Annotated in this window: 25 protein-coding genes and 1 pseudogene; 11 read left to right on the top strand and 15 right to left on the bottom strand. The window is 58.1% G+C overall.

Annotated elements, in window-relative coordinates; all coding sequences use genetic code 11:
• Window positions 1-2: 2 nt before the first annotated feature.
• From ABIF91_RS07775 to ABIF91_RS07745, 7 genes are all read left to right on the top strand, one after another.
• A complete protein-coding gene (locus ABIF91_RS07775; protein WP_424578950.1) occupies window positions 3-476 on the top strand; it encodes a hypothetical protein in 474 nt (157 codons plus the stop codon).
• Window positions 477-540: 64 nt separating this feature from the next.
• A complete protein-coding gene (locus ABIF91_RS07770; RefSeq protein ID WP_424578949.1) occupies window positions 541-678 on the top strand; it encodes a hypothetical protein in 138 nt (45 codons plus the stop codon).
• On the top strand, window positions 675-1,043 hold the full coding sequence (locus ABIF91_RS07765) for a hypothetical protein (protein WP_424578948.1): 369 nt from the start codon (window positions 675-677) through the stop codon (window positions 1,041-1,043). Before ABIF91_RS07770 ends, ABIF91_RS07765 begins: the two co-directional genes overlap by 4 nt.
• 138 nt (window positions 1,044-1,181) lie before the next feature.
• On the top strand, window positions 1,182-2,039 hold the full coding sequence (locus ABIF91_RS07760) for a hypothetical protein (RefSeq protein ID WP_424578947.1): 858 nt from the start codon (window positions 1,182-1,184) through the stop codon (window positions 2,037-2,039).
• Complete coding sequence (locus tag ABIF91_RS07755) at window positions 1,924-3,141, top strand: hypothetical protein (protein ID WP_424578946.1); 1,218 nt, start codon at window positions 1,924-1,926, stop codon at window positions 3,139-3,141. The genes ABIF91_RS07760 and ABIF91_RS07755 overlap by 116 nt, the downstream gene beginning before the upstream one ends.
• Window positions 3,142-3,299: 158 nt before the next feature.
• Window positions 3,300-3,677, top strand: coding sequence for an HNH endonuclease (locus ABIF91_RS07750; RefSeq protein ID WP_424578945.1), 378 nt, complete (start codon window positions 3,300-3,302; stop codon window positions 3,675-3,677).
• A gap of 11 nt (window positions 3,678-3,688) precedes the next feature.
• Entirely contained in the window at window positions 3,689-4,729 is a 1,041-nt protein-coding gene (locus tag ABIF91_RS07745) for a DUF7220 family protein (RefSeq protein WP_424578944.1), read from the top strand.
• 60 nt (window positions 4,730-4,789) lie between these two features.
• On the opposite strand, the gene ABIF91_RS07740 is transcribed toward ABIF91_RS07745, so the two are convergent.
• Window positions 4,790-5,665, bottom strand: coding sequence for an SDR family oxidoreductase (locus ABIF91_RS07740; RefSeq protein WP_424578943.1), 876 nt, complete (start codon window positions 5,663-5,665; stop codon window positions 4,790-4,792).
• A 99-nt stretch (window positions 5,666-5,764) separates the two neighbouring features.
• On the opposite strand from ABIF91_RS07740, the gene ABIF91_RS07735 reads away from it, so the two are divergent.
• Together ABIF91_RS07735 and ABIF91_RS07730 are read left to right on the top strand one after the other, a co-directional pair.
• Entirely contained in the window at window positions 5,765-7,183 is a 1,419-nt protein-coding gene (locus tag ABIF91_RS07735; protein ID WP_424578942.1) for an O-antigen ligase family protein, read from the top strand.
• A gap of 358 nt (window positions 7,184-7,541) precedes the next feature.
• On the top strand, window positions 7,542-8,102 hold the full coding sequence (locus tag ABIF91_RS07730) for a DUF7024 domain-containing protein (RefSeq protein ID WP_424578941.1): 561 nt from the start codon (window positions 7,542-7,544) through the stop codon (window positions 8,100-8,102).
• A gap of 37 nt (window positions 8,103-8,139) precedes the next feature.
• On the opposite strand, the gene ABIF91_RS07725 is transcribed toward ABIF91_RS07730, so the two are convergent.
• The 13 genes from ABIF91_RS07725 to ABIF91_RS07665 all read right to left on the bottom strand — a co-directional run bounded on the left by ABIF91_RS07725 (window position 8,140) and on the right by ABIF91_RS07665 (window position 21,433).
• The gene (locus tag ABIF91_RS07725) at window positions 8,140-9,072 is read right to left on the bottom strand and encodes a GDP-L-fucose synthase family protein (RefSeq protein ID WP_424578940.1); all 933 of its coding nucleotides are present in this window, start codon (window positions 9,070-9,072) and stop codon (window positions 8,140-8,142) included.
• Between the two features lie 4 nt (window positions 9,073-9,076).
• Window positions 9,077-10,159 (bottom strand): GDP-mannose 4,6-dehydratase, encoded by a 1,083-nt coding sequence (gene gmd / locus ABIF91_RS07720; protein ID WP_424579091.1) that lies wholly within the window; start codon window positions 10,157-10,159, stop codon window positions 9,077-9,079.
• Between the two features lie 93 nt (window positions 10,160-10,252).
• Window positions 10,253-11,206, bottom strand: a complete 954-nt coding sequence (locus ABIF91_RS07715; RefSeq protein WP_424578939.1) for a glycosyltransferase family 2 protein — start codon at window positions 11,204-11,206, stop codon at window positions 10,253-10,255.
• A gap of 11 nt (window positions 11,207-11,217) precedes the next feature.
• A complete protein-coding gene (locus ABIF91_RS07710; RefSeq protein WP_424578938.1) occupies window positions 11,218-11,670 on the bottom strand; it encodes a GNAT family N-acetyltransferase in 453 nt (150 codons plus the stop codon).
• Between the two features lie 2 nt (window positions 11,671-11,672).
• On the bottom strand, window positions 11,673-12,653 hold the full coding sequence (locus ABIF91_RS07705; protein ID WP_424578937.1) for a glycosyltransferase family 2 protein: 981 nt from the start codon (window positions 12,651-12,653) through the stop codon (window positions 11,673-11,675).
• 13 nt (window positions 12,654-12,666) lie between these two features.
• Window positions 12,667-13,650: a glycosyltransferase gene (locus ABIF91_RS07700; protein ID WP_424578936.1), complete on the bottom strand. Its 984-nt coding sequence runs from the start codon at window positions 13,648-13,650 to the stop codon at window positions 12,667-12,669.
• 124 nt (window positions 13,651-13,774) lie between these two features.
• Window positions 13,775-14,338: a DegT/DnrJ/EryC1/StrS family aminotransferase gene (locus ABIF91_RS07695; protein WP_424579090.1), complete on the bottom strand. Its 564-nt coding sequence runs from the start codon at window positions 14,336-14,338 to the stop codon at window positions 13,775-13,777.
• A 7-nt stretch (window positions 14,339-14,345) separates the two neighbouring features.
• On the bottom strand, window positions 14,346-14,894 hold the full coding sequence (locus ABIF91_RS07690; RefSeq protein WP_424578935.1) for a DegT/DnrJ/EryC1/StrS family aminotransferase: 549 nt from the start codon (window positions 14,892-14,894) through the stop codon (window positions 14,346-14,348).
• Entirely contained in the window at window positions 14,891-17,536 is a 2,646-nt protein-coding gene (locus tag ABIF91_RS07685) for an FkbM family methyltransferase (RefSeq protein WP_424578934.1), read from the bottom strand. Before ABIF91_RS07685 ends, ABIF91_RS07690 begins: the two co-directional genes overlap by 4 nt.
• Before the next feature lie 29 nt (window positions 17,537-17,565).
• Window positions 17,566-18,999, bottom strand: a complete 1,434-nt coding sequence (locus tag ABIF91_RS07680; protein WP_424578933.1) for an ABC transporter ATP-binding protein — start codon at window positions 18,997-18,999, stop codon at window positions 17,566-17,568.
• A complete protein-coding gene (locus ABIF91_RS07675; RefSeq protein WP_424578932.1) occupies window positions 18,996-19,871 on the bottom strand; it encodes an FkbM family methyltransferase in 876 nt (291 codons plus the stop codon). The genes ABIF91_RS07680 and ABIF91_RS07675 overlap by 4 nt, the downstream gene beginning before the upstream one ends.
• 2 nt (window positions 19,872-19,873) lie before the next feature.
• Window positions 19,874-20,653: an ABC transporter permease gene (locus ABIF91_RS07670; protein ID WP_424578931.1), complete on the bottom strand. Its 780-nt coding sequence runs from the start codon at window positions 20,651-20,653 to the stop codon at window positions 19,874-19,876.
• Between the two features lie 3 nt (window positions 20,654-20,656).
• Window positions 20,657-21,433, bottom strand: a complete 777-nt coding sequence (locus ABIF91_RS07665) for a class I SAM-dependent methyltransferase (RefSeq protein ID WP_424578930.1) — start codon at window positions 21,431-21,433, stop codon at window positions 20,657-20,659.
• A gap of 403 nt (window positions 21,434-21,836) precedes the next feature.
• Here ABIF91_RS07665 and ABIF91_RS07660 point away from each other — a divergent pair, with 403 nt between their 5' ends.
• Complete coding sequence (locus ABIF91_RS07660; protein WP_424578929.1) at window positions 21,837-23,249, top strand: mannose-1-phosphate guanylyltransferase/mannose-6-phosphate isomerase; 1,413 nt, start codon at window positions 21,837-21,839, stop codon at window positions 23,247-23,249.
• Window positions 23,250-23,400: 151 nt separating this feature from the next.
• Here ABIF91_RS07660 and ABIF91_RS07655 read toward each other — a convergent pair.
• Window positions 23,401-23,855, bottom strand: a pseudogene (locus tag ABIF91_RS07655) (IS5/IS1182 family transposase); the annotation flags it as partial.
• Between the two features lie 223 nt (window positions 23,856-24,078).
• Here ABIF91_RS07655 and ABIF91_RS07650 point away from each other — a divergent pair.
• Window positions 24,079-24,903: a glycosyltransferase family 2 protein gene (locus tag ABIF91_RS07650; RefSeq protein WP_424578928.1), complete on the top strand. Its 825-nt coding sequence runs from the start codon at window positions 24,079-24,081 to the stop codon at window positions 24,901-24,903.
• Window positions 24,904-24,935: the final 32 nt, after the last annotated feature.

Below are 24,935 nucleotides of genomic sequence, written 5' to 3'. Positions count from 1 at the left end.
TCATGTCCATCATCGAAAAGATCGTGGGGGTCCTCCCCACGGTCCGGGAACGTGCGCGCACGATCCTGGACTTCGCATTGTCCACCAAGGGCAAAGTCATCCTGGCTCTCGCCGTAGCGGTCATCGCCATCGGTTATGCACACCACCGAGGGGTCGAGAGCCAGGAACCTGCCATCGCCGCGCTCCGCAAGGAGCTGGGAGAGACCAAGCTCAAGCTGGCTGCTGCACAGCAGCCCAAGGAGCAGGTCCCCTTCTACGAGTGCAATGGCCCCAAGGAGACCCGGCATCCGCGCTGCCCTGACGAGAGTCAGCCGGTGCCGCCCAAGGTGAAGAGCTGGCTCGAAGAGCAGGCTCGCATCAACGAACAGCTCGACCTGAAAGTGAAGAAGTATGAGAAAGATCTGGCGAAGCGCCCTGCGCGCGGCGGTGATCGCCTCACTGCCGCTGAGTCTCGCCGGTTGCTTGACATCCGGTAACGAGACCCTGGGCGATGGCCCTCCCACCCTGGGGGACTGCATCAAGGCGGCACAGAAGGTGCCCGTGCCGCCGATCAAACCGGGCATGAGCAAGGTGGCGCTGATCGCGCAATACCGAGCGGCCCTCATCAAAGCTGATAACCGCATCGAAGGGGTCGCTGAGTGCCTCGCAGAGATCGATGCTCTGGGAGCAACCAAGTGACCACCACGCCGGGAGAAGTCCTGTCCTACCTCGCGAGCCTCGCAGGCCCGCTCATCGCCGCCGCCGGCTTCGTCAGCGGCGTCTGGTACCGCATGGAAAGCCGCGTCGAGAATGCCCGCAAAGAGGCGCGTGACGGGGTCGAGAAGGCGCGTACCGAAGCCACCAACAAGAACCACGCCCTGGAGAAAGAGATCAGCGACCTGAAGCTGAAGCTCGCGGAAGAGTACGCCTCTTGGGAAACCGTGCGCTCGATCGAGAGCCGTCTGACCGAACGAATGGACCTGCTCTCCGAGTCGGTCATGAAGATGCCCGATGCGGTGGTCGATCGCATCATGAAGTACTTGGCCTTAAAGCCGGCGGGATAAGACCGGCGATCTGAGACTTGCCCCTGGCCTTCGGGCTGGGGGCCCCCTTTTTTTGCGCCCGATTTGCAGTCAAATTTGCATGAATGCAAATTCTGTGGTAGGGCGTCAACCAGAATTTCCATTCATCCATGGGGTTCCATGACACTGTCCACCGAAGAACGTGCCCGCAGAAAGAAGGTCGTCGAAGACCTCTTGCAGCTCGGGTATCACCCCCAGGGTCAGCGCGGGGGCCTCGCCTCTGCCACCAAGACCGCCGAGCGCCGCGAAGGCATCAACTACCCCAACTGGGTCCGCGCCGAAGAGGCGCTGAAGCGCAAGCGCAAGCCGCACTTCGCGGTCGATTGGTCGCTCTACATTCCGCCGCAGCCCGCCGCCACCGTCACCCGGGGCGCCAAGGAAGTCGGCGAAGAACTGTCCGCCGAAGACCATGCCCACGCGCGTGCGGTCTCCCTGTCGTCGGAAGTCACCTCCCTCATCACCGCCTCGAAATATCCGGTCATCAACTCGGACGCCATCATCATCGACTCCTACCTGGTGCACCGCTACGACCGAACGGTCGGCAACTACGTCATCAAGGAAGGAACCCCGCGGACCTGGATGACCGACACCCTGCGTGTCGCTCCCGTCGCAGACTGCCGCAACCGCAACATCATCTTCACGGGCGCGCAGAACGATGCGCCGATCCATGAGGAGTTCTGGGCCAACCTCCAGGCCTATGCCGCCTACCTCAACGCCGAGATCGTTGTGGGGCCGTGGACCTACGAGACCCAGTGGTGGGCCGAGAACAACCCGACCGCGCGTGCCTACGCCACCGAGCTGACGCCATATCTGTGCTTCGGCCAGATGAAGTTTCGGCGACAACTTCGTGTTCTGCGGCGAGATGAACACGCTGCCGACCGCCTCGCAGCCGATCTCGGACCTCGTGACCTACAGCCGCGGTCGCTGGGCTGTGTTCCCGCACGCCAAGCGCCAGCTGAAGTCCGTACCCTCCGATGATCCGACAATCCAGGCCCATCAGGTCATGACGTCGGGCGCAGTGACGCGGCCCAAGGTCATCCCGCGCAAGGCCGGCGTGAAGTCCATCTTCCACCAGGTGGTTGGCGCCACCGTCGTCCAGTTCGACGAGGACGGCGACGTGTTCTGCCGCCAGATCACTGCTGGCGATGACGGCTCATTCTACGACCTCGACGCCCATGTGGCGAACGCTGAGGTCACGGTCGGTCATCGCGTGAAGGCGATCACCATGCCGGACATCCACGTCCGGAAGATCGACCAGACCAACTGCATGGCCATCTTCGGATGGGACATGCGCGGCGGTCGCGCTCAGTATCTCAACAGCATGATCGACGTCCTCAACCCCGAGAACGTCATCGTCCACGACATCTTCGACAATGAGGCGCGGAACCACCACCACGTCAATGACAACGCCTACAGCTACGAAATGGCGATCCGTGGCCGCGACAGCGTCGAGAACGAGGTCGAGGGCGTCGGCGACTTCCTGATGTTGGCCGCCCGCCATGATCGGAAGATCATCGTGGCGGAGGGCAACCATGACCTGGCTCTGGAGAAGTACGTCCGCGAGGGCCGGTACCGCAACGACGGCACCAACATCCGCTACGGCCTCCAGCTGGAGGATGCGTATCTCGGCTACGTCGAGGCGCGCTCGCATGCGCTCGACAATGACCTGCCGGTGCCGAAGTTCTCGCTGCTCGAACACGCGATCCGGATCAAGCGCCCCGAGCTGGGCGAATTGGTCGAGTGGTGCGTGGACGGCTACAGCTACCTGATCGACGGCATCCAGGTCGGCAACCACGGCTTCCGCGGCTCCAACGGAGCGCGTGGCACCGTGCGCGGCTTCGCCAAAGCCGGCCGCAAGATGTCGATCGGCGACAAGCACAGCCCGGAGATCGACGAGGGTGTCTACGTCTCGGGCGTGATGAACCTGCGCCACGGCTACAACAAAGGCCTGTCGGGCTGGGCGGTGACCGTGACCATCCAGTATCCGGATGGGAAGCGCTCGCTCGCCACTATGCAGAAGGGCAAGTGGCGGCCAGGGAAGCGGGTGATCCGCGTGCCGGCGCCGTCTTTGGCTGCCTAGTGATTTGCGTGAATGCAAATATGCTAGTACAACAAAGACTGAAGGAAGTTCTGAGCTACGATCCTGAGGGCGGAGAGTTCACCTGGATCTCTCCTCCCCAATCCGTCGCTTGGATGGTTGGAAGGAGGGCTGGCTGCAAGTGGTCGCACGGCTACCGAGTGATCGCGGTCGATGGTGTTCGTTATTACGAACACAATCTGGCCTGGCTCTACATGACTGGAGAGCTGCCACCAGCGGGGTTCACGGTCGATCATGAGGATCGGGTTCGCAGCAACAATCGCTGGTCCAATTTGCGACTGGCGAGTGACGCTCAGCAGAACGCGAACCAAGGTGCGCGGTCAAATAGCAAAACTGGATTCAGAGGCGTCCATAGCAACGGCAAAGGTCGCTTCAGGGCACGCATCAAGATCAACGGCAAGTCTGTAAGCCTCGGCACGTTCGATACGGTCGAGGAAGGAGCTGCAGCCTACGAGGCGAAAGCCAAGGAGCTGTACGGCGACTTCGCTTGCCAAGCGGCTTGCATGAATGCAAATTGAAAGGAAAGAAAATGACAGTTGTTGGTTTGGCGGGATTTGCTCAGTCGGGGAAAACGACTGCAGCGCTCTATTTGGAGAAGAAATACGGGATCAAGAGACGTCACATCGCCGATCCGCTGCGGGCGATGCTCGCGGTGCTGCTCAAGGCGAACGGCATGTCGAGCGACATGATCACGCGCTACCTGGAGGGCGATCTCAAGGAGTGTGTGATCCCAGAGCTGGGCGTGACCTCGCGCTATGCCCAGATCACCCTGGGGACGGAGTGGGGTCGCAAGCTGATCGGCGATAACCTCTGGGCCAACACCTGGGAGCGCGGCATCGAGGACGGCGATTCCGTGATGAACGATTCCGTCCGCTTCCCGAACGAGGCTGACGCGATCCGTCGCCGCGGTGGCGTGGTCATCATGATCAAGCGTCCGGGCACCAAGCCGGCGAAGTTCAAGTGGGGCAAGCTCGGCGAGTTCCTGTACGACAAGTTCGGGCTGATGTGGGGCGTCCACGACTCTGAGCGCACCGATCGTCTCAAACCGGATTTCACGATCCACAACGACAACACCGTCGGGCAGCTCTACGCTGACATCGACGAGGCCATGGCGCTGCATTTCAGTAGGGTTATGAAGACCATCGAAGGCGGCGTCAAACGCTGCTGTAGGCCTGGCGCTGGCCAGCGTAGCGGGTCTCTGATGGCTCAGTCGAAGCTAATGTCTTTGGTGGAGGCGCTCGCGAGCAACGCGGTCGCCTTCATCATCTCCATCCTGGCTAACTTTGCCGTGCTCCCGCTGTTCGGGTTCCACGTCAAGTTCGGCCAGAGCGTCTGCATCACCATCATCTTCACGGCGATATCGATCATCCGGACCTATTTGGTCCGCAGAGTGTTTACTTGGTGGGAGGGGAGAGAGCTTCTGATGCGCGTTACAAGCAGCCGGCGCTCATGCTGCCTGGAAGGACGATACGCTGTTACAATCTGGCCATTGACGACGACAAGCCGCCACTATTTCAACAGCCGCCGAGCGGATGACGCTGTCAATCCTGGCTCCGTTCTTAGCGCGTAGTTGTACCGCGCCTTTGGTTTAAAGCCGATCCGCTTGTATGGCGCCAGCCGGCGCCAGACGTCACTGGCCTGGACCTGGAGTTTTCGGGCCGTTCTTGAAAACGGGATGGAATCCTCTTGGTCGCCAGCCGAGCTCTCGGACGGCTGTTGACGCATCAAAATCAAGATCAACCAGCATTCTCGTCCCCCATGCGCTGTTGGCTCCTGGAAAGAGCGGCTTGGCAATTGCAAATAGCAGCTTCCAGACGGGCGCCGGAACTGAAACAATACGCCGACGCTTGCTTAGTGCATCAAAGATGCGACCAACCATTTCGCGGTAGGTGATCACTTCGCTCCCAGAGAGTATATATGTTTTGTTTGCTGCGATGCGTTCTCGAGCGGCGGATACTGCCGCGATGGCAACATCCTCTGCATGAACTGGCTGACGCAGCCCTTGTGCGGCTCCGACTACTGGCATGAAGCCGAAACGTTCGATCAAACGGGCTAACGGAGTGATATTTCCGTCGCGACCCTCAGCGTAGATCAAAGTGGGACGCAGGCACGTCCATTCGATGCTGCTCTCTTCACATGTTCTGATAATTTGGTGTTCGGCTGATGCCCAAGCCCTAACGCTTTCTCTTTCGCTCTCGACCTCCGAGTTTATTTTCGTGATTATGCTGGTCGACGTTATGAAAACGACGCGTCTCAATCTCGGATGGATAATGCAAGGCATTGCCGGAGCAAGATGGCGCGCGTCAGCAGTGCAAATCAACGTTTCAAACGGCGGAAGGTTTAAATCCTGAATTTGGGCCAGATCGCCCTGGTACCAATCAATGGCAGCGTCCGATTTTGATTTTCGGGATAGCGCGAGCGGCATTTCACCAGTATCCGCCAGGATATTCGCGATAATCGAGCCGACCACGCCCGTCGCACCGACGACCAAGGTCTTCTGCATCATAGACTTCTCCTCACAGATTCAGATAGGCTCACTTCGTTGGAAAATCGCGCCGCGCAAATTCCAACCAATCCTGTGCGGCACCTGATCTGAAGGGATCACATGTCCGGAAATTGCGCCCCTGAGGCTGTTTCCACGATTTCAAAGAGCAAACTTGGCGCCATCCGTTGGTTTGGAGCAGAACTTTCACTTGCATGTACAACGTGGAGCGGTCCGGACGCCGCTCGAGCGAATAACGCACGACTTCGAAATATTGACCTTGCTGTAGTGGCGCTTGCAGCAGCATTGCCCTGGTCGACCAGCGTAACCGGCATCCTAGGCATCGTCATTTTCTTTTTGATTTTGCCAACAGTTCGACGTGAACCACTACTGTCCACTCTCAAGCGACCTGCCAGCACGCTTCCCCTTGCACTCGCGCTCCTTGCGACGGTCGGGACGCTTTGGGCCGATGTTCCGTGGCAAGCGAGCCTTCTTGGTATCAAGCCGGTTGTTAAGTTGCTCGCGATACCATTCTTACTTTACCATTTTCAGCGATCGCAGCGCGGCGAGTGGGTATTTATCGCCTTTCTTGTTTCGTGTGCATTGCTGATGGGCCTTTCATGGATTGTGCTATTTGCGCCCGAGCTGAAACTGGCAGCCACTGTAAGTGCCGGAGTGCCGGTAAAGAACTATATCGATCAGAGTCAAGAATTCGCGTTGTGCATGGTGGCACTCGCGCCCTGCGTCGTCGTCTTATATAAACAGCATCGCTATGCGGCAGCAGCAGCATGCGCAGCGTTGGCGCTCGGCTTTCTCGCTAATATGGCGTTCGTGGTGTCGGCACGCACGGCACTCATCTATGTCCCGGTCTTGCTCATTGTCTTCGCATTAAAGCATCTCGACCGCCGCCAATCCGCGTTGCTGTTCGCTGGCACTATAGTGACAGCGATGACAGTCTGGTTCACCTCGCCATATTTGCGCACCCGCATCGCGGACATCTCGACTGAATACCAATACTACAAACAGAATATCCCCTTCTCGCAATACTACAAACAGAATGTCTCCCCCTCGACTGGGCAGCGGCTGGAATACTGGCAAAAATCGCTAAGATTTTTCGCGGACGCGCCGGTTTTCGGCAACGGGACTGGCTCGATCAAGACATTGTTTGAGCGTGACGCGGTCGGAGAGACCGGACTTGCTGCCGACGTCACGCGAAATCCGCACAATCAGACACTCAATGTGGCGGTCCAATGGGGCATTACCGGAATCATCGTGCTGTACGCGATGTGGCTGTCCCACCTCTTTTTGTTTCGTGGAGATGGATTCGCGAACTGGATAGGATTGCTTGTCGTGGTCCAAAATCTGTTCAGTTCGCTCCTCAATTCGCACCTGTTCGATTTCCACGAGGGATGGATGTACGTCCTTGGTGTGGGGGTCGCGGGCGGCATGAGTTTAAGATCTAGACAGCAGGCCGGAACACGTCCCAGTTGTCGCCACGAAGCCGGAAAAGAAGGGAGATCCGACGCTGAAGGCCTTCATTGAGGTCTTCAAATAGCCGAAGGTCAAGACGGAATCAGGCTCGCCTGTCAAGCCTATTTGAGCGAATCGAAGCGGGAGCAGAAAATTATTCTGCAAACATGCGATGGCAGAGTAGCGCGTACTCGACAAAGCCGTGGCCGCGCTTTCTGGCGGCTTAGCGCGAGTTGCCCTATAATTCCCAGAACCGTGCGGCTTCCGGAAATGCACGCGCGTGCTCCGCCGCGCCATTGGCAGGAGCAGCCTCCCGATCTTCCTATTCGGTATTATCACAATGGCTTTCTCAGTTATGCGCTATGCGAAAATCAGCTAAAAACGTAAGCGGGGCAGCGTGGCCGCATCTCCGTTGAAACGTCGTCCCGCGATGCCGCGCGCCTCGCAAATGATCGGATGGTTCGTCATTGGGGCTGTGGTGCTCGGCGGGTCCTTTTTTGGGTCCCTGCGTCTGATCGATTGGTACTTTCCGGGCCTCGGATACGATGTTGCCAGTCTCCCACGTCTTGAGATTGGACGCACGGTGACATTTGGAAACGGCGAGAATAGGGGCGCGCTGATTCAGGGTTGGTCGAACCCGGAGTCTTGGGGGGTATGGTCGGACGGCAATCTGGCCGAGCTCGGCTTTGTTGTTCTTGGATCTGCTGGCGAAGATGCAAGGCTAGTCATTGAATACAAGGCGTTCATCAATGACAGAATGCCCCGACAAGAGGTCCAGTTTTGGTCGCGTAATACGGAACTGAACGATGTTACGCTCGCAAAAGCGAGCGGTACGATTACGGTCCAGCTCGCGGGGTTACGCCTCGGTCCAGGTTATCCCCTAATTCTTCAACTCAGAATCCCACTCGCGACATCGCCTCGGCAATTAGCCCTATCTCAAGACGCTCGTAAACTGGGACTCGGGCTCGTGAGCGTACGATTTGAGAAGTGAGCCGCAGTGCAGGAGAAGCTTGAGACGACTTCGACTTTCAAGTCGCTCTCCCCAAAAAATCGGCGTACGCTTTGGCGATTCCGTCTTTAAGCCCTGTTCTAGCCTGCCATCCCAATCCGCGGATGCGGTCAACATTCAGAAGCTTGCGCGGCGTTCCGTCGGGCTTGCCAGAATCAAACACAATCTCTCCTTTGAAGCCGATGACCTCGTTCACGATTTCGGCCAGTTCACGAACAGTGATATCCTTTCCCGTGCCGACATTAAATAGGCCGTCGCGGATGTCCGTGCACTCCATCAAAAACACGCAGGCATCCGCCACGTCGTCCACGTAGAGGAACTCCCGTCTTGGCGAACCAGACCCCCACACTGGATACGTCGCCTCGCCCCGCTGTTTAGCTTCGTGAGCCTTGCGGATGAGCGCCGGTAAGACGTGACTGGTGTTCAAATCATAGTTGTCGCTTTGACCATAGAGATTGGTCGGCATTGCCGCGACGTACTGCGTTCCATGCTGCCGGTTGTAGCTCTCGCAGAGCTTGATTCCGGCGATCTTCGCGATCGCATAAGGTTCGTTGGTTTGCTCCAAGGGGCCCGTCAACAAATACTCCTCGCGGATCGGCTGGGGGCAATCGCGCGGGTAAATACAGCTTGATCCGAGGAACAGGAGACGCGTCACGCCGGCTCGCCAGGCGGCATGAATGATGTTCGCCTCAATCATGAGATTCTGATATATGAATTCGGCTCGATAAGTATTGTTGGCATGTATACCGCCAACCTTCGCTGCCGACAGGAAAATGTAATCCGGCCTCTCATGAGCCAGAAAGTCGGTAACGGCCGCTTGATTGGTCAGATCCAACTCAGGATGCGAGCGGACCAGCAGATTACTGTAACCTGCTGTTTCGAGCCGCCGCACGATCGCGGAGCCCACCATCCCGCGGTGCCCCGCAACATAAATCTTGGCATGCTTGTGCATTGTCTTACTCGTGATAGTTGAAGGTGCTAAAGCCGTGCCGCTTGATCAACTCATCCCGCTGCGCCGCCCTGAGATCCGCAGCCATCATTTCCTTCACAAGCTGCTGGAAACTGATTTTTGGCTCCCAGCCGAGCTTTGCCTTCGCCTTGCTGGCATCACCCAATAACGTTTCGACCTCGGTAGGCCGGAAATACCGCGGGTCGACCGCGACAATGCAGTTGCCTGACGCGTCATATCCTCTCTCGCTCACGCCGCTGCCCTTCCAGTCGATGGGGAGGTGTATTTCATTCGCTGCTGCTTCCACAAACTGGCGCACGCTGTATTGTACGCCGGTCGCAATGACAAAGTCATCGGGTTGATCTTGCTGCAGCATCAGCCATTGCATTTCGACGTAGTCCTTTGCGTGCCCCCAATCTCGCTTGGCATCTAGGTTGCCTAGGTATAGGCAATCCTGCAAACCAAGCTTGATTCGAGCCAACCCCCGGGTAATCTTCCGCGTCACGAAAGTTTCACCTCGCAGCGAACTCTCGTGATTGAACAAAATGCCATTGCAGGCGTAAATGCCGTAGGCTTCTCGGTAGTTGACAGTTATCCAGTACGCGTAAAGTTTCGCTACGGCGTAGGGACTCCGGGGATAGAAGGGCGTCGTTTCCTTCTGCGGGATTTCCTGAACAAGGCCGTAGAGTTCAGATGTGCTGGCCTGGTAGAAGCGAGTGTTTTTCTCAAGGCTGAGAATGCGTATCGACTCGAGCACCCGCAGCGTTCCGAGCGCGTCGGAGTTGGCCGTGTATTCGGGCTCCTCAAAGCTCACCGCAACGTGGCTTTGTGCGGCAAGGTTGTAGATCTCGTCTGGCTGCACTTGCTGAATGATGCGTACGAGAGATGATGAATCTGTCATATCGCCATGGTGGAGGATGAAGTGACGATCCTTCTCGTGCGGATCCTGGTAGAGATGATCGATGCGATCCGTGTTGAAGAGCGAAGTACGGCGCTTGATGCCGTGTACTTCATAGCCCTTGGATAGGAGGAGTTCAGCGAGATGGGCGCCATCCTGTCCGGTAATACCGGTAATAAGTGCTTTTTTCATTTCGATATTGTCCTTCATTTTCGTGTGTCTGGTCAGGTCGTTTATTGCGCCGGCATAGTAGAGCCGAGCATCTGCTTGAGATGATAGTCGGCGCTATAGCGATAAGTCGTTTTTGGCGGGAAAGACCTGTGATAACCGCCATTGCCATTCCCTCGCGACGTGGCGGAGCAGATAGGGCGCGACGGCGAGCCTCAACGCCGCCGTTGATGGAGCATAGCCCAAACAACGAGCGCGGATTCTGTTCATTTCCGTCCTGCCCAAACTGATCTGGGCTGTTGTCTTCTGGTCGGAATGCGCGCGGAAAGCGCCGATATAACGGGGCAAGTGACGAAAACGAGCGCCGAATTCCCGGAAGCGGACCAACAATTCCCAATCCATCGCAAAATTGAAGGAAGTGTCGACATATGGCCCAACTCGTTCCCAAAGGCTGCGCCGCCAGAAAAGCGTTTCTTGAGGGATATAATCGACCCACGAGAGAACCCAGTCGGAGTGGCTCGGCAGAATCCAGCGTCCGATTTCGTTCCCTTCGGCATCGATGATGATCCGGTCGCCGTAGACCACATCCACGTCCGGATGCGACGCGAAAAAGCGGGCGACGTACTCGAGAGCTCCGGGAAGCAGCAAATCGTCAGCATTAAGCCAACCAAGAATATCTCCTGATGCGCGCGCGAAACCTTTGTTGATCGCGTCCGCTTGCCCCTCGTCTTTTTGGCTCTCGAAGTGAGACAAATGCTCGTCGTACTGCGCAACAAGCTCGGCGGTCCCGTCAGTTGAACCGCCGTCCATAACGATGTATTCGAGCGGAGAAAAGCGCTGTCTGATAACGCTCTCGATCGTCTGACCAACGAAATTTATCTGGTCTCGCACGGGCGTAACGAGCGAAAACTTGAGTGGACTCGTGTAGGGCTCGGTGTCGAGGTCGGAAGGGAGGCCGATCGGACGGGGAGCATAGGCCTCAAGTTGACCGAGCCGGTATCCGCTGAGTTGACGAAGGATCCTTTTCAGCCGAGAGATATTCTGAAGATTGGCGAGCCGGTCCAATTGCAATCATCCCTCCTCTAGAGCTCGAGAAACCCCACGAGCTGCTCTGCTTCAGCAACCGGATCGGAAAACTGGTAGCCGAGGGACACGTAGAGTTTGCAAGCCGAGACATTTTCTGGATACACTTTTAACCGGATCCGCTTAGCGCCTGATAGGCGAGCGGTCAGATGCAGGTGCTCCATCATGAGCCGTGATGCGCCTGATCCGCGGAGCTCTTGCGCGACATAGATCCCAAGGCTCGGAACCGAAAAGCCCTCATCCCAGCCGCGCAACATTCCATAAGCCAAAAATTGATTGTTGACCCGGAGCGCCAAGTATCGGTCCCGTCCCCCGTAGTTGCAGATGCGATCAGCCTCGGCCGCGGTGAACGGATGCGGATGGAAGTGGCCGCCCAGCGGGTCAGCGGCGATACGCCCAAAGAGCTCGGTGAGCATCGGCGCATAATCCGGTCGCAGCACGAGAATTTCCAAGCTCATCGTCCTTGCGCTACTCGCGGTCGGCCGATTGCCTTCAGCAGGCCGCGCCAGTAGTCTCGGGCCATAAGCTTATCGCCGACGAGAGGACCGGACTTCGCGATCGTCTCGCAAAACAGCCCACGCAAGCAGTAAAGCGGCCGTCGGACGTTGAACCACAGCCAGACTGCCTTGAAGTAGAGCACGCGATAAAGCACATGATGCTTGTCACCATGGTGGTTGCCATGGAAGGTCTGGTAAAGGTTGTCGCTGATCGCCTGCACGAAATAAGGGGAAACCCGGCCAAAATACCGTGCCTGCACCGCCGAAACCTCGGCCAGCAGATCGAGCGTCTGACCCGCCGTCTTGGTCGTGGCGTACCAACGATTACCCGAAATGTCGGCGTCGCACCCGACAAAGCGACATCCCGCTAGCGCGAAGCGGGCCCACAGATCGTAGTCCATACAAAACCGCAGCGTAGGATTGACGCCGCCGATTTTGACATAGGTGGACTTACGGAAGAACACCGAAGGCTGGGCGAGATAACCTCTCTCGAATATCTCCCTTACGACATCGATCTTCGGACCAACCGAGATCGTCGGATATGGCCTCGGGTTGCCACCATATTCGTCCATATAATGACCTTTGCCAACGACGACTTCGGCATCCGGATTGCGCGCCACGACCTCATTAATCTCCCAAAGAGCGCGATTGCACTGCACGTCATCCGAGTTGAGCCAAGCGAGCCAACCGTCGCGAGCCCTTGCGAAGCCCTTCGCGATCGCGTCCGATTGACCATCATCCCTTTCGCTGACCCAGATAATGCGGTCTCGATAGCGCTTGAGCCGTTCGACGGTGTCGTCGGTCGATCCTCCATCCATTACGATGATCTCGAGCGCGGGATAACTTTGGTCAAGCAGACTAGACAGGGTCTCGTCGATGAAGCGACCTTGGTTGTAGGACGGTACGACGACGGTGATCGGGACTGGTACCTTATTCATGGAATCTTTCTCCTCAAGCGGCGATGCGCCGCGCTTGGGCAGCCCAAGCCCTGAAGTAACGTATCGAGCGTGACGCGAGGCGCGGCGCCCAGCGCAAGTTCATCACCATCCAATGCCAGCGAGCCATAAGCTGAACTTTACGTCCCGCCGCTGGCGATTCACCGCGGGCCCATGCGGCCCCGTGTTCGACGGTGTAGGCGTACTTGAAGGCCCAGCTAAACGGCACGATGCCGTAATAACGGTGCACGGTTTCGCAAATGCCGCTCAGCAGCCGATGGTCGGCATTCGCCGTAATCGCGTCGTCGTGCAACCGCGACAGTGAAAAATAGTCATCGCAAAAATAGAAAGGTAGATCCTTCTGCCATCTCATCCAGAGCTCGTAATCGAGGATCTTGGAGTCGAGCGCGCCGCAGAGCGTTACCGCCATTCGCTTGAAGAATAGCGATGGCTGCGGTACCAAACAGAAGTGCATCATGCGCCGCCGCTGCTCGGAAAGCAGCGGACTCCAATCGACCGGATAGTCGACGACCGGCTTGAGATCGCGGTCCGCATATCGATTGCGACCATAAACCACCATCGCCATTTGATTGTAGTGAAAGAAAGTGGCTACCTTCCAAAACGTATCCGGCAGATACACGTCGTCGGAATTGATCCAGGCTATGACGTCGCCCGTCGTATTCGCGATGCCTTTGTTCACCCCATGATGATGCCCCCCGTCGGGGCGGCTGTCGTAACGCAGGACCTCCGGATGAGCTCGCGCGTATTCTTCAAGAATTGCTGCGGACCCATCGGTCGAACCGCCATCGGCTACAAAGATTTCCACGTTCGGGTAGTCTTGCGCGAGTACGCTCTCGAGCGTCCCCCTGAGAAAGGCTGCTTGGTTGAAGGACGGCACAACGACCGAGAACCGGGGCAGCTCCGCGCGCGGCAAGCTCCGGACGTAGGAGAGCTGCACTGCACTAGGCGTGAAAGCGAGACTACGCTCAAGATCGTTCATAGTGGCGTTCCACAAGTCTTCGTTTGAATAAGTCCAGGGGCTAGATGAGCGTTATTGTTTGCACCGGACCCCATAATCGAGATGACGTCGGAGACTAGTAACATTTCGGGGCGGAGCCAGACGATCAAACATTCCGCGCGAGGTGTGCGATCGCGGTGCAGATCTCGTCAATCTCGCCGTCGTGCAAGCCTGTATAAGTCGGAAAATTCATGCCGTGCGCCGATAAGAAGTCCGTGTGCGGGAGCGACTGGCCCGACGCGTACATCGGCAGGCGATGCATCGGGACAAAAAATGGCCGTGTCTCGATGCCGTAATCTGAGGCCAAGTCGCGCATGATAGCGGCGCGCCGCTTCTCGCCACCGGTCGGTAGCACGGCCGAGAATAGCCAATAGGTGCCCTCGTAACCCTCGATTTGTACTGGGAGCTTGAGCAACCCCTCGGCCTCGAGCGGCCGCAGTTGCGCGAAGTAACGCTTGGCGATACGCCGGCGCTCGGCGAGATGGAAGTCGAGCATCTCAATCTGACCGAGACCGATCGCTGCCGCAATGTTGGTCATTCGATAGTTGTAACCGATGATCGGATGCCAATACCTCCTGTTCAGATCCATTCCTTGACCGCGCAGCATCCTTGCGTGGCGGCGACGCTCGGGATCGCGGACGTACAATGCGCCGCCTTCTCCGGTCGAGATGGTCTTGTTACCGTAGAAACTGAATGTCGATGCATCGCCACAAACTGCCGGTCGGTCTCCCGAAAACAGTCGCGCCTAGGCTTTCGGCGCAATCCTCCAATAGCCACGCTCCGCGTTCCCGGCACAGCCTCGCGATCCTCTCGATATCGGCTGGCATCCCATAAAGATGAACGGCGAGAACGCCGACGGTTCGCGGAGTCCAAGCCTCTTCGATGAGTTCGGCCGTTGCGTTCCATGTTACCGGATCGCAATCGGCGAACACGGGCGTCGCTCCGCAATAACGCACAGCATTTGCCGAAGCGACATAAGTGAGGGAAGGCACGATGACTTCGTCGCCTGGCTTCAAACCAAGCGCCAGGCACGCCAAGTGAAGCGCCGTCGTTCCGTTGCTGGAAGAAAGGCATTCATCGACCCGCAGCGTCCGGGCGATGGCCTCCTCGAATTTCTGCAGGTAGGCACCGTTACTTGAAATCCAGCCTGAATCGAGAGCATCGACTACATAACGCTTCTCATTGCCGCACAACACCGGTTTCGAGACTTGGTATCGAATATTCATTCGGTTCGCTCACGGTATATCGATGATATTTCAACGTCTAGAAATCGCTTCAACTCTTCGGGGGCGCCAGGACTAGGACAGATGTTGTGAGCCCCGGATTCTGGACCTATTTTTCCTGCTGCGGCGGCATAATCATAAACCCGCGCGAGGCCAGCGACGTAGTTTTCAAGGCTATGTTCCTGGCGTGCCTTCGATCGCGCCCGGTCGGCATGGGCTCTGCCATCTTCAGGATTATCAAGCCACAGCAGCATTTTGGCCGCGATATCCTCCACATCAAAAGGATCGAACAGGAGGCCCGCCCCGTCACGCATCAGTTCCGGCAGTGAAGTGATGTTGGAGCACATCGCAGGCACCCCCAGGACTTGCGCTTCAATGACCGGATAGCTTGAAGCCTCGAAGATTGACGACACAATGCAATAAACGGCGCCCTTATAAAGGGCGGCTAGGTGGCCCACGGGAACATGATCGAGGCAAATCACGTCCCCTTCGAGTCCAAGCTCTTCGATCGTAGCCTTCACCGCGGGCCAGCCGGAATGGCCGCGATAGCCGGTGAATACGAGTTTCAAATCGATGTCGGGCCGTTTGTTACGTAAGATCCGCAATGCCCGAACGAGCCTGACATGGTTCTTGTGCGGCCAGAACTGCGCCGGGTAGATCGCATATGTCGACGGCAATTTGTAATGCGCGGTAGCATCCTGCAAGCTGAAAGTATCTAGGCCCGCAATCACCATGGGATCCCAGGTGACAGGCACCGTAAACACTTTGGCCGCCGGCACCTGCATTTGGTTGATGAGATCGTTGCGAACAAAATCGGAGGAAACCACGATCGCATCGGCGAGTGAGGCCGACAAGCCGTAGAGCCGGTTGCGCGCGTCGATGTCTGACGGCGTGAAGTTCTCGGGGAAGTGAAGATGTTGCAGGTCGTGCAGGTTCAGGACGGATGGAACGCGGAAATCAAGTGTCGAAAATATCTGAACCGGACTATGGAGGATATCGACGCCGATGTCTTCGCGAAGATGTGCGAACGTGGCCAGCGAACTCGCTGCAGTCAGGCGGCTTGATCGACCGCGCAGGCGGTTCGAAACCTCGATTGACAACCCGACCGCGCGGCTCTCACGCATCACGAAGTAACCGACCCGAGTATCAAAAAGTCGGCGCAGGGATGCCACTTGATCTGGCAGACAAATGAGTGTGATCCGTCGGCCGCCTTGGAGCAATGCACCAGTTAGCATCTTCATGTACGTCTCGACTCCCCCCGAGACACCAAAGACGATTTCGAGCGTGTCGATCGCCACATGCACGCCTTGCGCGACGCCTTCGGGGGGGAAGTAGTCCCCGTAAACAGGGGTTACGTGCTGTCTCCGCACCAGAATGTCGGGGAAGCCGCCAAGCAGCGCTTTGCTCTTGAGTCCGCGACTGGCAATTGACTCGATTACTTGGTCCTTCGCGGCCAGCTTGCGTCGTTGGATGGCGCTGGTAACCGCAGAATGCTCAAGGTCAGCGGTGAGCCGCTCGACAATCCGCGACATCTCCGCGCGATCCGACTCAACCGCTCGGAATTCGGATTCAAGCCGCAGAGCGCCCTTCAAGACATTCTCGCGATCGTCCATCAATGCCTGACGCGCGATCTTCAACTCGGTTAACTCCCTGACAAGGCGTTCGACTACCTGTGATTTTTCGGTCCGGTCCGCTTCGACCGAGCGCAATTCGGTCTCCAACCGCTGATTTGCCTGCAAGATTATCCCGCATTCATTCATCAGCGCCTGCCGATTGCTTTTCAGTTCGGCGACTTCACCGACAAGACGCTCCACCACATGCGATTTCTCGTCCCGGTCGGACTCAATCGCATTTAGCGCAGTCTCCAGACGCTGGTTGGCGCTCAGGACATCCTCGCGCTCCTTCATCAGCATTTGCTGCTTGCGCTTGAGCTCGTGGACTTCCGCAAGCTCGAACCCATCATGAACGCAGGGCGGGAGGGAAAGCCGTCTTCGCAGACCTTCATCCTCGTTGCGCAAATAGAATCGGCTCAAGCCGTCGTACCACGCGAGCTGGTAGCCCGAGGCAAGCAGGAGGGGTTCCCAGCTATCCCAGTTGCGAATGTCGTCAACCCGGTCCCAGTCCTCGATCTTCACCGAGGGCAAGGTTGCTTCTACCACGAGCGCGCGGGGACGACGTCGCTGCCAGTCAACACCGCGCAGCACCGCCGCTTCGAAACCTTCGACATCAACTTTGAGAAAGTCGACGACGCGGTCCCCACAGGTAGCGAGGACATCATCGAGAGTTATCACTGGGACTTCGTAGTTTACGACTTCGTGCCCGGCGGCTCGCAAGGCTTCAGCTTGAGCTTCGTTCGCTGTTGAGAGCGACGTCAGGTCCTTACATTCGAAAAAGCGCAGCCGTCCGGTCGTGTCGCCCACTGCAACGTTGAGGTTGCGATCGCGCGGTCTCTCTTCAACAAAAAGCTGATGTTGCCGCAGAACCGGTTCGATATTAACGCCAGACCAGCCGAGATCGTAAAAATGCCTCGTCACCGAATGCAGCGTCGGATCCCAAGCGCCGACGTCGATGTAGAAACCGTTCGACTGCCCTTGGAAAAGCCTCGCGAGGAGCACATCCTCGAAGTTTTGGGAGTAGGAGATCATTTTACCGGATCGGACTCTCGCGTGGCCGCTTAGGGCAGAAGGGTTAGGTGCTGGTGACTGGGTAGATCGGCAACCCCGTAGTGGGTGAACAAGCATGGGTTCCCGTGATGCCGATAGATGACTGAAATCGCCGCAATCCCAGTTACGTGGGACAGCAAACGGATCTGTGGGACTATCTCGGATGGCGGATAAGATTGCCGGCGTTGAAAGACCGCCTTCGGCAACTCGGCGAGCCCGGTCTCGAGAGTATATTCGCCGACATCAACATCCAGCTTAAACTCTTGCATGCAGCGCAACGTCATGCCTTCGCCTGCTATCGAAGGAGGCACTGCCTCGAACTGCAGTGAGTTGCGCCCGTGAACGAGAATACCTTTCGCGTTGATCAACTGAACGCCGACCAGGGGGACCTCGACGCGCTCGCCAACGAAGAAGTCCACGTAGATCCGTAGCCAATCGCCTTGTTGGAAAACGCGCCGCGGTTTGTTGTCGCGCCCTGTGATCACTGCTTTAAGCGCTTGGATCGACGGCTGGCCGAACTGCTTGACAGCGGTCAAGTCGATCGTAGCCTTTCGATCGACTTGAAAAGGATCCTGATCCTGATCTTGGTTTGGCTGGACCGTCGCGTCCCGGCTATCGGACGTGCCTGGGCTTGCCGATTGCGCGGCAATTTTCCCGCGGCCAGTCGGTGTTCCGTATTCGTGATGAAAATAATATTCAACCGCTTCCTTGCCTAAACCCTCAAAGACCACCCGTCCTTGCGAGAGAACAATACCCCGATTGCAGAACTCGGCTGCGTCGGCCATCGAGTGGGTAACGAGCAGTACGGTCATTCCGCGTTTTCGGAGTTCGTTCAGCCGCGCGTAGCACTTCTGCTGAAAGAACACGTCCCCAACTGTCAACGCTTCATCCACGAGCAGCAGGTCGGGCTCCGCATGGATCGCCACGCTGAACGCGAGGCGCAGGAACATTCCGCTTGAGTACGTTTTGACCGGTTGGTCGATGTAGTCGCCGATGTCGGCAAAGGCAATAATGTCTTGGAGTCGGGCACGAATCTGGCGTTCGGTCAGGCCAAGTATGGCTCCGTTGATAAACACGTTTTCACGCCCGGTGAATTCGGGGTTGAAGCCGCTGCCAAGCTCGAGCAGACCGGCGACGCGTCCCAACATGTCGACCGAACCGCTCGAAGGCTTAAGCACGCCCGAAAGAATCTGTAGCAGCGTGCTCTTGCCGGCGCCATTGCGGCCGATAACCGCGAGCGCGTCGCCAGGCATTAGATCGAAGTTTACGTCCTCAAGCGCCACGTAGGCCGGCGGCTCCCGGAGCATCGATCCAAGCAGCGCCTTCGCTAACAGGTGGCCGGGACTGCGATAAAGAGCATATCGCTTGCTAATGGATCGGACGCACAAGACGGGGGCGCTGTCGCTTCCCTCCGGCGGCACGTAATCAAGAGCGACGGCGCTCATGCCAGCAACCCGTACTCGGCCAACAGACTGTGGTAGCTGCCAGCAAGATGGATGGTATCGACCTCTCGGCAACGCGCCAAGCAAGCCATGGCAATGTCGGAGGCACCGTAAACTGCCTCCATCGTCCAAGCGAGGCGAACCAAGTCGCGACTCGATAGTTGGTCGAGCCGCGGCAAGGACGGAATGAAAACGGCGTCGGCCCAGAGCGTCTGTGACGGCGCCCGACCGACCGTATATCCCCCGTGCATCATCCGCCGGCCTTCGATGTTGTGGAAATGGTGGAACATGAACCCTCTGCGGCGCAGGAAGATCTCGCATTCGGAGAACAAGGGCTCGCCAGCATAAATCTGGGCGAATTCCGTTTCCGCGTGCACCACGAGGGTGCGTGCCAGCAGTCGCTCGGCGTTCTCAAGCGCGAGGAGCGTTGCGCCCTGGATATCGATCTTCAGGAAATCCACGGCGCCGATTTCGCGGATATCGTCGAGGCGGACCGTCTCGATCGGGATCTCCTCCGTGACCTCGCACATCTCCGCGAGGCCCTCGAACTCTGCGAGCACAGGCCGATTGGGCTTTAACAAGGAGGAGGTGAGCGGCGTCCGGCAGACGTGAAAGATGCCGGGCGTTCCATTGCCGATGGCGTAAGGGAAGAACTTGCGGCGTTCAGACCATTTTGCGTTGAGATCGGCGCACTCAAGCGCGTTGGGCTCGAAGCCGATCACGATCGCGTCCTTGGCGTTGAGGGCCGGGACATAAACGTCGGCTCCGTCGGTGCCATGCGCACCCACATCGACCACCGTGTAGCTCTCAATGTGCGGCGAAAGCAGCCCGGCGAGCGCGCGTCGATACGCTTGCGTCGGGTCGGGAGCGCTCATAGTCACAGCAGGTCGGCGAAAGAGCGCCGCGTTCGTTGAAAGAAGGCGAATGCCGCGAGCGCAAATACGAGGCACGCGAGCGAGTGGACGGCCCAATCGCCGATTGGCAGGGCGAGACCGTCTAGCACCAAATTTCTGAACGCCGTCACGAACCACGTGATCGGATTCAGTTCGATGATTGTGGCGAACGCCGGCGGCACCGCTGAGGTAGGATAGCAAACTGGCGCCAGGAACATCGCCAACTGTGCCAACAGCGGACTGACTTGCGCCAGATCGCGAAAAAAGACGCCAAGAACGCCGAACAGGAAAGCCAGTCCGAGCCCCAATGCCGCTAGCGGCACGAAGAGCATCGGCAACATCAGGACGGTTCCCGGCACTGCGTGCCAGATGAGACCGACCGCACCAACGAGTATCAGAGCGTTGATTGCAGCGAGTACAAGCGCACTGTTCACAACGACCATCGGCAGCAGGGCCAGCGGGAAGCGGATCTTCTTGACGAAATTCGGCACCCCGGTAATGCAGGTCGCAGACCGAGTAAGGACTTCAGCGATAAACAAGTAGGGAACCAATCCGGCGAAAATCATCAGCGCGCCCTCGTTCGGACGCACCTCGTCGGCCGGCGACCAGCGCACCTTCAGCACGAGCGAAAACACGAAGGTGAACATGGCCAGTAAGAGTCCGGCATATAGAAAAGGCCATAGGGGACCCAACACAGTGCCTCGATAGCGCTGGGACAGCTCTCTTCGGGTTAACACGAAACCAAGCCACAAGGTCTGTGTCATCCCTTATTGCCTCACTTGCAGATCAAGCAGCGTGTCCGCGAGCAACGGATTCTCTAGTCGAGCGCGAGATGCAACAAATATGCTTCGGTAGAGGCCCGTCGCATTGGCGGGAGGCGTATTGAGCCAATTGGTCGGAAACTCCTCGTGCCAAGGTTGCGTCCGCGGAACATAAACATGCTCAAAAAGGCGCCGCAACGAGCGGAATACCCAAGGGCGGGTCGGGCGACAGCCGAGTCCGTGCGCAGCTTGTGTCGGATCGTTCGTATTCTCGACTATGGGGTTAATCGCCTCATGCGCGCCGAACGAGACACACGTCTCGAGAAGAAGCATGTTCGTGGCCACGGACGCAATGCGGTTCAGCGCTAGACTAGGATCTGCGAGATGATACAAAATCCCATACGCATAGACCACGTCATGCGGCGGCAGATCCAGCGGAAGATCGGCCTCAACATCGATGACCTGCGTCGTGACCGAAGGAAAGCGTGCGCGCAAATGGACTAGGTTATCCTCACGCGCATCCGTTGCCGTAACCTTGCAATTCCGATCGATGAAGAAGCTCGTGTGGTCCCCGACGCCGGCACCTAGTTCGAGGACTGTCTTGTCGGCAAGTGGTAACATCAAACTCGCCAAATGCTCTTGGCGTCGCCTGTTGTGCCGCTGATAGCCATCATGGGTGAAAAATTCTAAGGACATCGTCACATACGCAGCAAAAATCAGCCAGCAGCAGGGGGCTGGTGTTGCCGGGGAACTCATCGTCCCCTTTTCCCAAAGTGGCGGCATGGATCTGTCCCCAATTCGATCCGATGGGTTATTGGACTGCCCGGGTCGAGAAATCAAGCTTGGGCCCAGCCAACTTCGCCCTGACGTTGTCCGAAACTGTTGAATAGGCTCCCCCTCGGTTGTAAAGCGCCCCTCAGTTGTCAGTACCCACGCCCTAGCCCGTATGCCCACAAAGATGTCGCGGTGTCAGAACGAAGTAGCGATTGGGTGCGCGAAAAGCGGCGGGCGCCTCGCTCGATGACCGGACACCGTGTGTCCTGCCTTCCGGTCCGTTCCGCTAGCGGGCCAAATTGATTACCCGCAACGGGATAGCGAGTCAACTATTGTCAACCGTAGGGGGCGCCTTAAATGCCTGCGGCAACACGACTTTTGTGAATTGCCTGCTATAAATCGAGAGTCAAAGATGAATAGTTTGATTGTGCCATTGATTATGTGCGGCGGCGCGGGAACGCGCCTATGGCCTGCATCCCGCAACGGCCGACCGAAGCAGTTTCTGCAGCTCTTCGGTGAGCATTCGACGTTTCAAGAGACGTTGAAGCGGGTATCGGATGCGACGCTGTTTGATAAGCCGATTGTCGTTACCAACGCAGCCTATCGCTTCATGGTGCGCGAGCAGCTCGCTGAGATCGGTCTCGAAGCCGACGTGCTGCTTGAGCCGGCACGCCGCGATTCCGGTCCAGCGATCGCTGCCGGAGCGGCGTTCGCTCGCATGCGTAACGCGCACGCGGTCGTTCTGGCGCTTGCGGCCGATCACATCGTGCAGAATGCCCTGGCTTTCCTGGCTGCTTGCCGGCGTGCGCTTGAAGCGGTGCAGGACGACCGTATTGTCACGTTCGGTGTATGGCCAGAGCGGCCTTCGACCGAATACGGGTATATCCAGCCAGGTGACACAATCGCCCTCAATGTGAGCACGGTTGCCAAATTCGTCGAAAAGCCGGATGCGACGCATGCACAGACCTATGTCACCAGCGGGTATTTGTGGAATTCTGGAAACTTCCTGTTCAAAGCCGATACGCTGCTTTCCGAATACGCCGCGGTGGATCCTGATACTGTCGCCGCGGTTACCGCAGCCGTGGCAGAGGCAGGGCGTGATCTCGGTTTCGTCACCCTCAATCAGGAGAGCTTCGAGCGTGCGCGGGCACTCTCCATCGATTATGCGCTGATGGAAAAGACCTCATGCGCGGCGGTGGTCCAGGCCGATTGCGGCTGGTCAGATGTCGGCTCCTGGCGCTCGGTCTGGGAGTTGTCGGCCAAGGACGCAGAGGGCAATGTGGCCAAAGGACAAGCGGTGTTCGAAGGCGCGCGGAACTGCAATGTCAGCAGCGAAAAAGCGCTTGTGGCACTGGAAGGCGTCGAAGATCTTGTCGTCGTGGCCACCGAGGACGCGATTCTCGTGTCGCGGCAGCAGGACCCCGATGCGCTAAAGCGCCTCGTCGGCAAGCTGTGCAAGACGGCGCCGCAGGTCACTGAGGACCACCTTACGGTCCACCGGCCTTGGGGCTCATATCAGTCGCTCGACATGGGCGACCGCCATCAGGTTAAGCGAATCGTAGTGAAACCTGGCGGCCGCCTATCACTGCAGAAGCACCATCATCGCTCAGAGCATTGGATCGTGGTGCGGGGCACAGCATTAGTGACCATCAATGACGCACAGAGAGTGGTTCATGAGAATGAATCGATCTACGTCCCTATCGGTGCCATCCATCGCATGGAGAATCCCGGCAAAATCCGGCTGGAGCTGATCGAGGTTCAGACCGGGAGTTATCTCGGCGAGGATGATATCGTCCGTATCCAAGACGACTACAAGCGGTCTTGAGAAGGTCCGGTCTCAAGACCGCTTTGATCGCGCATCGTAAGCGGCGATGAAGTCAGCATCAACGGGTTGTTTAGTCGTCCCTGGAGAAGGCCGATTTCACGCTGGATTCATCAGAAGGCCGGCAAAGAGCGCGGTTAGGAATAGGCGCAGCTCGCTTCTGGCCGGAGAGGAGGACCCTGAACTTTGTAGTCGGACGGCGCGTTGTGGCCGCGATATCCCCTTGTCGGCGAGGATGCGCGCAATGGTGCTGCCGACGAGCGCCTCCATGTCCGGGGTCAGGTTCTTGAGCGTGTGACCGTCGTAGGGATTGCCGGGCAACGCCTTCACATGGGTGACGAACTGGCCGCCCTTGGCGTGGTTGATCGTGGTGGCGACGGAGATTCTGGCGCCGAACTCGTAAGGCCGACGGGCCTTGCCTTTGCCGATGCACTCGACTTCCGGCGCATGCAAGGACTAGACCTTCGGCCCGCGCTGACGCTGCTGCTCACGCACGCGCCGCGCCAGCGGCAGCAGGTTTGCGAACGCCGCTTCGAGCCCGCCGTTACCCTCGACCTTGCGGCCAATGTCCCGGATGACGCGGCCGAGATAGGTCCACAGCGCCTTGAGCTATCGGTTACCGCTCTTGAACCCTAGAATTGCAATCACGAACAGCATTGAATTCGACACTTTCTCGACGGAGCCATCCCGCTTAGTCGAAACCAGTGACGCCCCTTGACGGGGGATTGCGACCAGCACCAATTCGACCCCTGGGTTGCATTATAAGTATCAAGCGGCTAAGTCGTAATCTCGGTACCCACTGGGAGGGCCCGCCTGCTTGGAGCGGAAGCACATGAAGGGGCAAATTAGTCCGGCTGCGCCGATCGACACGGCCGCTACAACAGCGAACGCCGGAGCACCGCAGGTCACAGTAGTGGTCCCGTCACTCAACCAAGGCCGTTACCTTGCGGACGCGCTGCACTCGATCGCCACTCAGGACGTTATTACTGAAATCGTCGTTATGGATGGCGGCTCGACGGACGGTTCCGTTGGCGTGCTCGAGCGCTGGAGCGATCGGCTCACGCATTGGCGCAGTGGTCCTGACGGCGGACAGGCTGCGGCCATCAACGAGGGCATCCGGCACGGTGCTGCGCCGTACGTCGCCTGGCTCAACAGCGATGATATGCTAGAGCCCGGCGGCCTGCGTCTTCTGATCGATACGCTCGAAGCCAATCCTGCCGCGCCGGCTGCCTACGGCAAGGTCATCAATCTCGATCCGGACGGCGGTCGCAGCGACGTCTGGGTCCAGCAATTCAGCGAGCGCGCGCTGGCGCTCCGCTGCATCATCTCTCAGCCCGGAACGCTGATCCGCCGGACAGCGTGGGAGGCGGTTGGCGGGGTCGACCCGAGCCTGTTCCTGGCCATGGACTATGACCTGTGGTGGCGTCTTTACCGGCGGTTTGGACCGCTCCTGCACGTGCCTCAGGTGACGGCGATCAACCGCAGGCACCACGAGACCAAGACGCGAAACAACCGCATGGCGCATTACGCGGAGGCGATCGCGGCGGTGCGGCGCCATCGCGGCCGCATACCGATGAAGTGGTGGCTCGCGCAGCCTTACGCCGTGTGGTGGAAAGCGCTGATGGCGCGGCTCGGCGGCCTGACGACAGCCGATTAGTTCACGTCGCGCCGTCCGGCAACGCGACGCCA

Origin of the sequence: Bradyrhizobium sp. USDA 241 (assembly GCF_049739505.1) — a bacterium.
GTDB classification, from domain to species: Bacteria; Pseudomonadota; Alphaproteobacteria; order Rhizobiales; family Xanthobacteraceae; genus Bradyrhizobium; species Bradyrhizobium liaoningense.
The sequence above is the reverse complement of the archived record's forward strand: the minus strand, read 5'-3'. Positions and strand labels throughout refer to the sequence as shown.